Source organism: Azospirillum oryzae (assembly GCF_008364795.1).
GTDB lineage: Bacteria > Pseudomonadota > Alphaproteobacteria > Azospirillales > Azospirillaceae > Azospirillum > Azospirillum oryzae.
The window spans coordinates 575,890-587,404 of the sequence record NZ_VTTM01000001.1; the positions used below are offsets into that span (position 1 = coordinate 575,890).

Sequence of the window (11,515 nt, forward strand, 5' to 3'; positions counted from 1 at the left end):
GCGGCCCCGCATCTATCTCCCCCCGGTCCAAGGCCGGTCTCCCCTAAGCCCCCGCACGGTTTCCACCTTTATCCCTTCGGCCGTCACCGTCAGCGTATGCGCCCCTTCATGCCGCAGCGCCCATCGGTCGACGACCACGCCAGCCCGACATCCCCGGGCCACCGCCGCCGTCACCACCGCATCCGCCGCTCCACAATCTTCGTCCAGCGAGTCCGGCAACCGTGGCAACGCCAGCATCTTCCCCCGTAGCCGGTACAGACACCCGAGAGCATCGCAACTCAGCGACCGCTCACCCTCGCTCCATCCCCCCGCCACGGGCCAGGGATCCGCTGTCGTCCGCTCCCCGTCGCGTTCCCTCCAGGTCTCGGTCACCCGCCCGCCTCCCTTGCCCGAGGCACTGAGCCGCCCGTCCGGCAGCCTCACCGCCACCACCGTCCCGTCCCCCGCCACCAGCACGTCCGGCCGTTCCACCAGCATCGGCGAGGCCAACCCCGCCAGGATCGGGAGCATCCCCAACCAGCGCCACCGCCGCCTCCACACACACAGCCAGAGTCCGCCCGCCACCAGCGCCGCGAATCCCGCCACCGGCATCGCCGGCACCGTCAGCGAGGCCCAGGGCAACCGACCGAAGAACGCCGCGGTCCAGATCACCGCCCGATCGCCCCAGTTCATGGCGATCAACGCCGGCGCCTCCAGCCCGAAAGGCAGCAGCGCATAGGCGATCAGGCTCCACGGCATGACCCAGAAGGACGTGATGGGAATCGCGATCAGATTCGACAGCACGCCATAGAAGGCGATCTGCTGAAAATGGAAGAGCGAGAAGGGCAAGGTCGCCAGTGTCGCCACCACGCTGGTCAGCAGGATCCCGCCGACATAGAACAGCCCGCGCCCAAACCACCCCGCGTCGCGCCGCCACTCCGCCAGCCTGACACTGCCGCGCTCGAACGCCGCGATCAGCGCCACCACCGCCGCGAACGACATCTGGAAGCTCGGCCCCAGCATCCCCTCCGGGTCCATGGCGATGGTGACCAGACCGGCGAAGGCGACCAGCCGCATGCTCAGCGGATGACGATCCAGCATGATCGCCCCCATCACCATGCCGGTCATCAGCACCGACCGCACTGTCGGCAACGGCGCCCCGACCAGCAGCGTATAGGCGAGCGCCGACACAATCCCGAACAGCGCCGCGATCTTCTTGATCGGCCATCGCAACGCGATATAGGGCACCGCCGCCAGCAGCGCCCGCACCACATAGAACAGGATGCCCGCCGCGATGCCGACATGCAGGCCGGAAATCGACAGAAGATGCGCCAGCCCGCTGTTGCGGAAATCGTCCAGCGTCGCCTCCGGAATGCCGAACTCCTCGCCATTCAGCAGTGCGGTGGTGACGCTCGCCTCCACCGGGTCGCCGATCGCCGCCGCAACGCGCTCCGCAATGGCTCCCCGCGCCCGTTCAAAGGCGATGGCGACCGTGCTCCAGCCCGTCACCGGCGGTGCCTCCACCTGCTCTACAGCCCCCGTGGCGAAGCCGGTTCCACCCAGCCCCATGAACCAGGCCCGTCGCTGGAAGTCGAAGGCTCCGGGTTCGGCCGGTGCCTGCGGCGGCAACAGCGTCGCCCGCAACCGAACCACCGATCCCGGCACGGGCGCGGGATTGCGGTCGGACAGGCGGATTCGCAAGGCGGCAGGCGTCTGTTCAGGTGCCAGTCTGCTGACCGTCGCCTCGCGCAATGTGATCCTCACGGCACCCGGCCGCCGCTCCACCGCCATCACCCGCCCGGTGACGGTGGCGCCAGCGATGCTTCGGGTCAGGACCGGCGCCGCCATGCGGACCGTATGCGCCTGCGCCACCAGAAATCCGGCCGCCACCATCAGCAGAGCCATCGCCACTCCGGCCAATGCGAACCAGCGCCGCACCGCCAACAGCAGAACAACCGCTCCGCCGACACCCGCGAGCCCGCCCCACCAGACCGGCTCCTGCCGCAAGCCGAAATACAGCGACACCCCCGCTCCGAAAGCGACAGGCAGCCACAGAACCCAACGCTCCCCCTCGGCCCCTGCCAATGCCGCGAGTCGCCCGCCCGCGCGCGCCAACAGGCGCCGCCACCGTCCGCCGAGCGCCGGTGGGCCGTCCGCCGTCTCCTCCGGCCAGCCGGCGGCAGTCACCGGCAGCCGCTTCCCGGCCCAGCGATGCCGCCCGCGGGCCCTTCAGCGACCGTCCATGCATGCATCGCATTGCCTCCAAGCCGGGTGGCTGTGTTAAACCACGATGTCGAACCACCGGCGCATCATACCAGCGCCGAACCGGAAATTGAGAGACCGATGACCGTCGTCACCCGCTTCGCTCCGTCGCCGACCGGCTTTCTGCACATCGGCGGTGGCCGCACCGCCCTGTTCAACTGGCTGTACGCCCGCAACACCGGCGGCAAGTTCCTGCTGCGGATCGAAGACACCGACCGGCAACGCTCGACCCAGGCGGCGGTCGACGCCATCCTGGACGGGCTGCAGTGGCTGGGCCTGGATTGGGACGGCGATGCGGTCAGCCAGTTCGAGCGCAAGGACCGCCATGCCGAGGTGGCGCACCAGATGCTGGCTGCCGGCAAGGCCTATCGCTGCTATTGCAGCCCGGCTGAACTGGAGGAGATGCGCGCCGCCCAGAAGGCGGCCGGGCAGCCGATGCGTTATGATGGCCGCTGGCGCGACCGGCCTGAGTCCGATGCCCCTCCGGGCGTGGCGCCGGTGATCCGGCTGAAGGCGCCGCAGGAGGGCGAGACCGTCCTGAACGACCTCGTCCAGGGCGAGGTGACGGTGCAGAACGCCCAGTTGGACGACCTGATCCTGCTGCGCGCCGACGGCACGCCGACCTATCTGCTGGCTGTGGTGGTCGATGATCACGACATGAACGTCACCCATGTGATCCGTGGCGACGACCATCTGACCAACACCTTCCGTCAGATCCAGATCTTCAACGCCATGGGCTGGGACCTGCCGCGCTTCGGCCATATCCCGCTGATCCATGGCCCCGACGGCGCCAAGCTGTCCAAGCGCCACGGTGCGTTGGGCGTCGACGCCTACCGCGACATGGGCTATCTGCCGGAGGCGGTCCGCAACTATCTCCTGCGGCTCGGCTGGTCGCATGGCGACGACGAGATCATCTCGACCGAACAGGCCATCGAGTGGTTCAACCTGGAGAGCATCGGCCGCTCGCCGTCGCGCTTCGATTTCGCCAAGCTCGAGAATCTGAATGCCCATTACATGCGGCTTGCCGACGATTCCCGACTGGTTGGCCTGGTCGCCCCGCGCTTGGAAGCGGAGCTCGGCCGCGGCCTGGGCGACGCCGAACGCGACCTTCTGACGCGGGCGATGAACGGCCTGAAGCAGCGCGCCCGCACCGTGGTCGATCTGGCGCAGAGCGCACGCTTCTATGTCGCGCCGCAGCCGCTCAGCTATGACGAAAAAGCATCGGCGCTTTTGGACGAAAAGGGCCGCAATCTGTTGAAAGAACTGGCGGCGGCCTTCGCCCAAGAGCCGGAATTCACCGCCGCAGCGCTGGAATCGCAGGTGCGCGCCTTCGCCGAGGCACGGGGCGAAAAGCTGGGCAAGGTGGCGCAGCCGTTGCGCGCCGCGCTGACCGGGTCGACGGTGTCGCCGCCGATCTTCGAAGTGGCCGAACTGCTGGGCCGCGAAGCGACGCTTTCTCGCATTCGCGATGCAGCGGGTGCAGCATAATGGTCACTTCCGTGCGTTGCCATCGGGCAGCCTTGGAACTATGCTGCGCCGACGAAAAAAGGGCGCCAAGCCCGACCCTCAACGATAAGGACGTGCCGAGATGACCCAGACTGAGGACGGCAAGGACACCGTAACCCTCATCGACAATAAGACGGGCAAGCAGGTCACGATGCCGATCATGCACGGCAGCGTCGGGCCGAGCGTGATCGACATCCGCAAGCTCTACGCCGCGACCGGCTATTTCACCTACGATCCGGGCTTTACCTCCACGGGCAGCTGCGAATCGGGCATCACCTACATCGACGGCGACGAGGGTGTGCTGCTGCACCGCGGCTACGCCATCGATGAACTGGCCGAGCATTCGACCTTCCCGGAAGTCTGCTTCCTTCTGCTCAACAACCATCTGCCCACCGCGGCCGAGCGCACGGAGTTCGAGAACATCCTGCGCCGCCACTCGATGGTGCACGAGCAGCTGACCAAGTTCTACAGCGGCTTCCGCCGTGACGCCCACCCGATGGCGATCATGTGCGGTGTCGTCGGCGCCCTGTCGGCCTTCTACCACGACTCGCTGGACATCAACGATCCGCAGGCGCGCAAGATCGCCGCGCACCGCCTGATCGCCAAGATGCCGACGATCGCGGCCATGGCCTACAAGTATTCGACCGGCCAGCCCTTCATGTATCCGCGCAACGACCTGTCGTATGCGGAGAACTTCCTCTACATGACCTTCGGAACGCCCTGCGAGCCGTTCAAGGTCAACCCGATCCTGTCCAAGGCGATGGACAAGATCTTCATCCTGCATGCCGACCACGAACAGAACGCCTCGACCTCGACCGTCCGTCTGGCCGGTTCGTCGGGCGCCAACCCGTTCGCCTGCATCGCCGCCGGCATCGCTTCGCTGTGGGGTCCGGCCCATGGCGGCGCGAACGAGGCCGTGCTGAAGATGCTGGAGGAGATCGGCTCGGTGGATCGCATCCCCGAGTTCGTCCGCCGCGCCAAGGACAAGAACGACAACTTCCGCCTGATGGGCTTCGGCCACCGGGTCTACAAGAACTACGACCCGCGCGCCCAGGTCATGCGCCAGACCTGCCACGAGGTTCTGGGCGAGCTCGGCATCAAGGACGAGCCGCTCCTGGACATCGCGATGGAGCTGGAGAAGATCGCCCTGTCGGACGAGTACTTCATCGAGAAGAAGCTCTATCCGAACGTCGACTTCTACTCGGGCATCATCCTGAAGGCGATGGGCTTCCCAACCAGCATGTTCACCGTGCTGTTCGCGCTGGCCCGCACCGTCGGCTGGATCAGCCAGTGGAAGGAGATGATCGAGGACCCGGTGCAGAAGATCGGCCGTCCGCGTCAGCTCTACACCGGCGACACCAAGCGGCCGTTCGTGCCGCTGGCCGAGCGTGGCTAACCGGCCCACAGCCCACATGGGAATGGGCGGCTCCAACGGAGCCGCCCAAGACCCGACTGCGTACATCGTTCCGGCCCGGCGGGTGCGTCTGCGCCCGCCGGCCAACGACAACAGGGCGCCGCTCGGCTGGCGCGTCCGCCGGCTGATCGTTTACCTGTTGATCCTGGCACTGATCGCCGGGATCGTCTTCATCTGAGGCGACGCCTCAGGTCTCGCACTCCAGTGCGAAACCTTCGTCGATCCAACCCGTGATGCCGCCGATCATGAGTTTGACCGGCCGCCCGATCCTCGCGAGCCGCAAGGCGGCGCGATCGGCACCGTTGCAATGGGGTCCGGCGCAATAGACCACGAACAGCGTGCCGTCCGGCCAATCCACCATCCGCCGCTCGGTGATCTTGCCATGCGGCAGGTTCAGCGCTCCGGGCAGATGCCCCCGCGCGAACGCTGCGGGGCCGCGCACATCGAGCAGGATGAAGTCCTGGGCTCCCGATTTCAGCGTCTCATGAACGTCCCAGCAATCAGTCTCCAGCGATAGCCGCTTCGTAAAATGAGCCGCCGCCAACTCGGACGGCGCAGCAGGATTTTCGGTGACGAGACTGGGCATGGGATCCTCGTTGCTGGGGTCTGGTTGGAAGTGACGACCACATCATTCCAATCGCTCCTTCGACTGGAAAGTGGCGTAACTGCCAGCTATCGTGCAGATCATGCCAAACGCCACGCCCCCGCTTGTCGTAGCCCTCGCCTATGACGGCCTCTGCACCTTCGAATTCGGCGTCGCCGTCGAGGTGTTCGGCCTGTCGCGCCCGGAACTCGGGCCGGATTGGTACCGTTTCGCGGTCGCCGCACTCGATGCCGGACCGCTGCGCGCGGTGGGCGGCATCCGCGTGGAGGCCGATGGCGGGCTCGACCTGCTCGACCAGGCCGACATCATCATCATTCCCGGATGGCGCGGCGCACGGGAACCGGTGCCGGGCGACCTGATCGCCGCGCTGTGCCGGGCCGACAAACGCGGTACGCGCATCCTGTCGATCTGCTCCGGCGCCTTCGTTCTTGCCGCCGCCGGGCTTCTGAACGGACGCCGGGCGACCACGCACTGGCGATATGCCGCGACGCTCGGTGAACTCTACCCCGATATCCGGGTGATGCCCGACGTGCTGTATGTGGACGAAGGCAACATCCTGACTTCGGCCGGCAGTGCAGCCGGCATCGACCTCTGTCTGCATCTGGTCCGCCGCGATTTCGGACCAGAGGCGGCAAACAGCGTGGCCCGCCGTCTGGTCGTCCAACCCCACCGCGAGGGCGGACAGGCCCAATTCATCGAAACGCCGGTGCCGACCGCCCGCGAAGGAGCCCGATTGGCACCCTTGCTCGATCATTTGCGGGAGAGGCTGTCGGAAGAACACAGCCTGTCCGGCATGGCATCGCGGGCGGGGATGAGTCTCCGTACGTTCCTGCGCCGGTTCCAGTCCCTGACCGGCACCACGCCCGGCGACTGGCTGCTGACCGAGCGGCTGAGCCGTGCCCGTGACCTCCTGGAAACGAGCAGCCTGCCGGTGGAGGAGGTGGCGACCCTGACCGGCTTCGGCTCCGCCGCCACCCTCCGTCACCATTTCCGCCGCAGGCTGGGGCTCAGCCCGGCCAATTACCGCGAACGCTTCCGCCATATGGCCGGGCCTGCGCCAATGAAAAAGGGCGCGGTCATCACCGACCGCGCCCCTCCTCACGACCTTTGACCGAAGGGCCGCTCACTTCCTCTCGATCAACTCCACCTTGTATCCGTCGGGGTCTTCGATGAAGGCGATCACCGTGGTGCCATGCTTCATCGGGCCCGGCGGACGCGGAATCTTGACACCTTCGGCCGCCAGCTTTTCGCAGGTGGCGTAGATGTCCGGAACGCCGAGCGCGATATGACCATAGGCGGTACCGATCTCGTACGGCTCCTTCTGATCCCAGTTATGGGTCAATTCCAGAACGGCGGTATCGGACTCCTCGCCATAACCGACGAAGGCGAGGGTGAAGCGGCCACCCTCATAGTCGTTGCGGCGCAGCAGCTTCATGCCGAGCAGCCGCGTGTAGAAGTCCAGCGACTTCTCCAGGTCCAGCACGCGCAGCATCGTGTGCAGCAGACGAAATTCACTCATGGTCTCTGTTCTCCCATTCAGGGTTTGCCCTCTTGGGGCCCATTCAATCGTCGCTCCGCAATGACGTCCAGAACCGCACGGGCAGCCCGTTCGCTGGGGGGAGTGTCGCCTTGCCCCAGCCAGCGGGCCACCTCGGCAACGCCATCGATCTGCGCCTGACGTGCCGCCGGATCGTCCAGCAGGCGACCCAATTCCATGGCCAGTCTATCCGGACGGCAATCCTGCTGCAGCAGTTCGGGAACCAGCATCCGATCAAGCATCAGGTTGACGAGGTTGACGTATTTCACCCGGATCAACCGACGATAGAGCGCAACCGTGACGGGGTTGAGCCGATAGGCGATGACCGTTGGCAGCCGCGCGAGAGCCAACTCCAGAGAAACGGTGCCGGACGCGGCGAGTGCCGCTTCCGCCGCGGCAAAGGCATCGTATTTTTCAGTGTCGCCTTCCACCAGCACGGTTCGGACCGGCCAGTCGGCGATCGCCGCCGCCACCCGGTCGCGTACCGTGGCCACTGTCGGCACCACCGCCATCAAATTCGGGTGGGAGGGGAGTAACCGCTCCATCGTTGCACGGAAATCCGGCAGCAAGCGCGACACTTCGCCTTTGCGGCTGCCTGGAAGAACGGCGACCACGCGGTCTGCCGGTCCGATCCCATGACGATTGCGGAAGCCGACACCGTCGCCCTTCCCCGCTCCGCCCTCGACCACCGAATGGCCGACGAACGTGCAGGCCAGCCCTTCCCTTTCAAAATAGGGCGGCTCGAAGGGAAGCACGGCAAGCAGATGATCGTAGATGGCGGCATATTTCGCCGCACGCTTCGGCTTCCAGGCCCATACCGTCGGTGCGACGTAATGGATCAATAGGATGGAGGGCGCCGCCACACGCACCTTCTTCGCCACGCGCACGGTAAAGCCGGGCGAATCGATGCCGATCACGGCGTCGGGATGGACACGCATGACTTCTGCGACGGTCTGGTCGATACGACGGATCAGGTTCGGCAGGTGCGGCAGCAGTTCGAAGATGCCGAACAGGGTCAGTTCCGCCATGGGAAAGAGGCTGACCAGCCCCTCCGCCATCATCTTCTCTCCGCCGATGCCGACGAACCTCACCTTTCCGCCGGTCAGCCGCCTGGCCGCAGACATCAGCCGGGCGCCCAGCGCGTCGCCGGACGGCTCGCCGGCAATCAGGAACAGCGTCGGACCGCCGTCGGCCGCAAGCGGGCCGCTCATTGCGGAATCTCGATACCGACAACGAACAGGCCGAGGCGATCCGCAGCCTCCGCCACCGCAGTGCGGTCCACCAGCAGGCTGCCGCCCGCCTCGATCGCGATCCCTCGCAGACCGGCAGCCGCGGCCTTTTCCACCGTGGTGACACCCATCGTGGGAAGGTCGATGCGGCGATCCTGCTTCGGCTTCTTGACCTTGACCAGAACACCACCGGTTCCCGGACGCGCCAATGCGGCACAGCGGGCGAGCATGGCGTCGGTTCCCTCGATTGCCTCGACCGCCAGAACGATTCCCTGCTGAACCACCGCACCCTGCCCGACGTCCAGCGCGCCCAGTGCGCGGGCGACTTCGACCGCACGGGCGATGTCCCGCTCCGCGTCCGCGTCGGGCGCGAGACGGCCGACCGGTCCGGCAACGGTCAGCAGTTCCTTCAACAGGTCATGCAATCCGACCACACGGAACCCGTCATCCTCGACTTCGCGCACAACGGCGCGCAGCAAACCGTCATCGCCGAGCGCACGGGTGCCGACGCGGGCAAGGAAACGTGCGGTGCGCCAATCCGGCATCAATTCGGTGAATGAGGGACGCTTTACCGGCCCGGCGAGAACGACCTCCCCCACGCCCTCCTCGTGCAGACGCCGCAGGATCGTGCCGGCGGCACCGAAGCGGCTCCAGACATGGGGCACTCCCGCAACCGTCTCGGGATCGGTGTGTCCATCGAAGGCAACGATGAACACCTCACGCCCCTGCCCGCGCACCGCGTTGGCGATGCGGGCCGGAAGCGTACCGCCGCCGGCCAGAATCGCCAGCTTCGGACCCGCTGGCGGCGATCCGGCGCCTTTTGTGGTATCGGCCATCGGCCGGTCGCCTCAGCTCTCGCGCGGCTGGCAGAGAGACCGGGCTTCCTTGGCCCGGATGAAGGAGAGAACGTCCGAAATCAGCGCACGCCCGCCAAAATCGCGACCGACCTCATCCACCCGCTCGGCGAAGGTCCCCTCCGGACCAAACAGCATGCGATAGGCGGCACGCAGCGCGTGGATGTCGTCCTTCTTGAAGCCGCGGCGCTCCAGGCCGACCAGATTCAGGCCAGCCAGGCGGGCGCGGTCCCCCATGACCAGGCCGAAGGGAATCACGTCGTTCTCGACGCCGGACATGCCGCCGATCATGGCGTGGGAGCCGATGCGCACGAACTGGCGCACCGCCGACAGTCCGCCGATGATGACATAGTCACCCAGCGTGACATGACCGCCCAGAGTGGCGTTGTTGGCCATGATAACATGGTCGCCGACGATGCAGTCGTGGGCCACGTGCGAGCCCATCATGAACAACCCGTCGTCACCGACGCGGGTGATCATGCCGCCGCCTTCGGTGCCCGGGTTCATCGTAACATGTTCGCGGATCTGGTTACGGGCGCCGATGACGAGTTCCGACGGTTCGCCATGGAACTTCAGATCCTGCGGCCGGTGCCCGATGGACGCGAAGGGATAGATGACGGTTTCGGCGCCGATGCTAGTGCGCCCGTCGACAGCAACATGCGAAACCAGCCGAACGCCGTCGCCCAGCGTCACGTCGGGACCGACGACGCAGAAGGGGCCGATGTTGACCTCCTCCCCCAGCTTGGCCGCGGGATCGACGATGGCGGACGGATGGATGGTCACGGTCATTTTTCGTCCAGGATCATGGCGGAATAGACGGCTTCAGCGACGAGGACGCCGTTGACCTTGGCCTCGCCCTTGAACTTCCACACGTTGGCGCGCTGACGCTGCTTGGTGACGTGGATGTGGATGGTGTCGCCAGGGGTGACGGGGCGGCGGAAGCGCGCCTCGTCGACGGTCATGAAATAGACCAGCTTGCCTTCCGCGTCGGGACCCAGGGTCGCCACGACCAGCACGGCGGAGGTCTGGGCCATCGCCTCGATGATCAGCACGCCGGGCATGACCGGGCGCGACGGGAAGTGGCCCTGGAAGAAAGGCTCGTTGATCGTGACGTTCTTCACGCCGGTAGCGCCTTCGCCCAGCGTCACATCGATCACCCGGTCGATCATCAGGATCGGGTAGCGATGCGGGATCATCTTCATGATCCGCATGATGTCGATGTCGTCGATCTTATTGCTTTGCGCGTTGTTGTCCGCCGTCACGTCCATTGCCCGGCCGCCCGCCTTTCCACCAACCGATAGAGTTCAGTATTCCCTGTTTTCAGGGGAACGGGCACCGCCGCCCGGATAAGGAACACCGGTGCCTTATTGTTTGCTCCGCCTTCTTGCCCCATTTCCGCGGCGACCGCAACCGCCGAACCCAGAAACGGAACAGGGCCGTCACCGCCCCCCGCTCGGGACGGCGACGGCCCTGTTCAGACAAGCATCACTGCTTGGGGACGTTCAGTGCGACCTGCGGCAGCTTCTTGTTCACGCGCTCCATTACCGCGTCGGTGACGTCGAGCTGCGTGTCGACCAGAACGAACTGCTGGCGGGCCAGAACGAGGTTCGCGCCGCGCTCGCGGGAGATGTCGGCGACCACCTCGACCATCGTCTTGTGAACGACGGCCATCGCTTCGTTCAGGCTGGTCTCCAGGGCCCGCTTGCGGTTCTGGACCGTCTTCTGCACGTCGGCGACCTGCTTTTCGAAATCGCGGCGCTTGTTGGCGAGAGCTTCCGGCGACAGGACGGTCTGCTGCTTGCGCAGTTCGTCCTCGTTCTTGCGGAGCTTGTCCTCCAGCGCGGAAATTTCCTTCTGGTAGGAATCGCGCAGCGATTCGAAGGATTTGGTGATGCCCTTCGACGCGGCGGATTCCTGCATGATCTTCTGGACGTCGATCACGGCGATGACAGGCGCCTTGAGCTCCGCACCCGGACCCGGGACTTCGGCCTTCGGGGCGTCGGTCTTGGGTGCCGATTGGGCCGGAGCCGCCTGGGCCATGGCCGAGGTCGCGGCAAAGAGGAGACCGGCAGCCGTAACGGCCGACAGGGCGGCGACGCGGAACGGCGTCTTCGACAGGGTGGATTGCAT

General features: G+C 66.0%; 12 protein-coding genes. 4 read left to right on the forward strand and 8 right to left on the reverse strand.

The features are described from left to right. Positions 1–12: 12 nt before the first annotated feature. Positions 13–2,166: a ComEC/Rec2 family competence protein gene (locus tag FZ938_RS31300; protein WP_149197136.1), complete on the reverse strand. Its 2,154-nt coding sequence runs from the start codon at positions 2,164–2,166 to the stop codon at positions 13–15. 156 nt (positions 2,167–2,322) lie between these two features. Between FZ938_RS31300 and gltX the strand changes: the two genes are divergently transcribed. The 3 genes from gltX to FZ938_RS30420 all read left to right on the forward strand — a co-directional run bounded on the left by gltX (position 2,323) and on the right by FZ938_RS30420 (position 5,339). Then, entirely contained in the window at positions 2,323–3,729 is a 1,407-nt protein-coding gene (gene gltX / locus FZ938_RS02755; protein WP_149197137.1) for a glutamate--tRNA ligase, read from the forward strand. A 100-nt stretch (positions 3,730–3,829) separates the two neighbouring features. Beyond that, on the forward strand, positions 3,830–5,143 hold the full coding sequence (gene gltA / locus FZ938_RS02760) for a citrate synthase (protein WP_149197138.1): 1,314 nt from the start codon (positions 3,830–3,832) through the stop codon (positions 5,141–5,143). A 22-nt stretch (positions 5,144–5,165) separates the two neighbouring features. Continuing rightward, positions 5,166–5,339, forward strand: coding sequence for a hypothetical protein (locus FZ938_RS30420; protein WP_158280154.1), 174 nt, complete (start codon positions 5,166–5,168; stop codon positions 5,337–5,339). A 9-nt stretch (positions 5,340–5,348) separates the two neighbouring features. Here FZ938_RS30420 and FZ938_RS02765 read toward each other — a convergent pair whose 3' ends face one another. Continuing rightward, the gene (locus FZ938_RS02765) at positions 5,349–5,747 is read right to left on the reverse strand and encodes a rhodanese-like domain-containing protein (RefSeq protein ID WP_149197139.1); all 399 of its coding nucleotides are present in this window, start codon (positions 5,745–5,747) and stop codon (positions 5,349–5,351) included. 100 nt (positions 5,748–5,847) lie between these two features. On the opposite strand from FZ938_RS02765, the gene ftrA reads away from it, so the two are divergent. Further along, positions 5,848–6,876: a transcriptional regulator FtrA gene (gene ftrA / locus FZ938_RS02775; RefSeq protein ID WP_149197140.1), complete on the forward strand. Its 1,029-nt coding sequence runs from the start codon at positions 5,848–5,850 to the stop codon at positions 6,874–6,876. A 12-nt stretch (positions 6,877–6,888) separates the two neighbouring features. Here the strand turns inward: ftrA and gloA are convergent, their stop codons facing one another. The 6 genes from gloA to FZ938_RS02805 all read right to left on the reverse strand — a co-directional run bounded on the left by gloA (position 6,889) and on the right by FZ938_RS02805 (position 11,515). Then, entirely contained in the window at positions 6,889–7,284 is a 396-nt protein-coding gene (gene gloA / locus FZ938_RS02780; protein WP_109151382.1) for a lactoylglutathione lyase, read from the reverse strand. A gap of 17 nt (positions 7,285–7,301) precedes the next feature. Continuing rightward, positions 7,302–8,513, reverse strand: coding sequence for a lipid-A-disaccharide synthase (lpxB, locus tag FZ938_RS02785; RefSeq protein WP_149197141.1), 1,212 nt, complete (start codon positions 8,511–8,513; stop codon positions 7,302–7,304). Then, the gene (locus tag FZ938_RS02790) at positions 8,510–9,367 is read right to left on the reverse strand and encodes an LpxI family protein (protein WP_149197142.1); all 858 of its coding nucleotides are present in this window, start codon (positions 9,365–9,367) and stop codon (positions 8,510–8,512) included. Before FZ938_RS02790 ends, lpxB begins: the two co-directional genes overlap by 4 nt. Positions 9,368–9,379: 12 nt before the next feature. Next, positions 9,380–10,174 carry an acyl-ACP--UDP-N-acetylglucosamine O-acyltransferase gene (gene lpxA / locus FZ938_RS02795; protein ID WP_149197143.1) on the reverse strand — a complete coding sequence of 265 codons (795 nt, stop codon included), beginning with the start codon at positions 10,172–10,174 and terminating at the stop codon, positions 9,380–9,382. Beyond that, positions 10,171–10,653: a 3-hydroxyacyl-ACP dehydratase FabZ gene (gene fabZ, locus FZ938_RS02800; RefSeq protein ID WP_109151386.1), complete on the reverse strand. Its 483-nt coding sequence runs from the start codon at positions 10,651–10,653 to the stop codon at positions 10,171–10,173. Before fabZ ends, lpxA begins: the two co-directional genes overlap by 4 nt. A gap of 217 nt (positions 10,654–10,870) precedes the next feature. Beyond that, entirely contained in the window at positions 10,871–11,515 is a 645-nt protein-coding gene (locus FZ938_RS02805) for an OmpH/Skp family outer membrane protein (protein ID WP_109155557.1), read from the reverse strand.

Excerpts from the sequence above, each read along its gene's own strand:
- ftrA (WP_149197140.1), top strand. The coding sequence starts at position 5,848 with ATGCCAAACGCCACGCCCCCGCTTGTCGTAGCCCTCGCCTATGACGGC.
- FZ938_RS30420 (WP_158280154.1), top strand. The coding sequence starts at position 5,166 with ATGGGCGGCTCCAACGGAGCCGCCCAAGACCCGACTGCGTACATCGTT.
- lpxA (WP_149197143.1), bottom strand. The coding sequence starts at position 10,174 with ATGACCGTGACCATCCATCCGTCCGCCATCGTCGATCCCGCGGCCAAG.
- FZ938_RS02790 (WP_149197142.1), bottom strand. The coding sequence starts at position 9,367 with ATGGCCGATACCACAAAAGGCGCCGGATCGCCGCCAGCGGGTCCGAAG.
- gltA (WP_149197138.1), top strand. The coding sequence starts at position 3,830 with ATGACCCAGACTGAGGACGGCAAGGACACCGTAACCCTCATCGACAAT.
- fabZ (WP_109151386.1), bottom strand. The coding sequence starts at position 10,653 with ATGGACGTGACGGCGGACAACAACGCGCAAAGCAATAAGATCGACGAC.
- gltX (WP_149197137.1), top strand. The coding sequence starts at position 2,323 with ATGACCGTCGTCACCCGCTTCGCTCCGTCGCCGACCGGCTTTCTGCAC.
- FZ938_RS02765 (WP_149197139.1), bottom strand. The coding sequence starts at position 5,747 with ATGCCCAGTCTCGTCACCGAAAATCCTGCTGCGCCGTCCGAGTTGGCG.
- FZ938_RS02805 (WP_109155557.1), bottom strand. The coding sequence starts at position 11,515 with ATGCAATCCACCCTGTCGAAGACGCCGTTCCGCGTCGCCGCCCTGTCG.
- gloA (WP_109151382.1), bottom strand. The coding sequence starts at position 7,284 with ATGAGTGAATTTCGTCTGCTGCACACGATGCTGCGCGTGCTGGACCTG.
- lpxB (WP_149197141.1), bottom strand. The coding sequence starts at position 8,513 with ATGAGCGGCCCGCTTGCGGCCGACGGCGGTCCGACGCTGTTCCTGATT.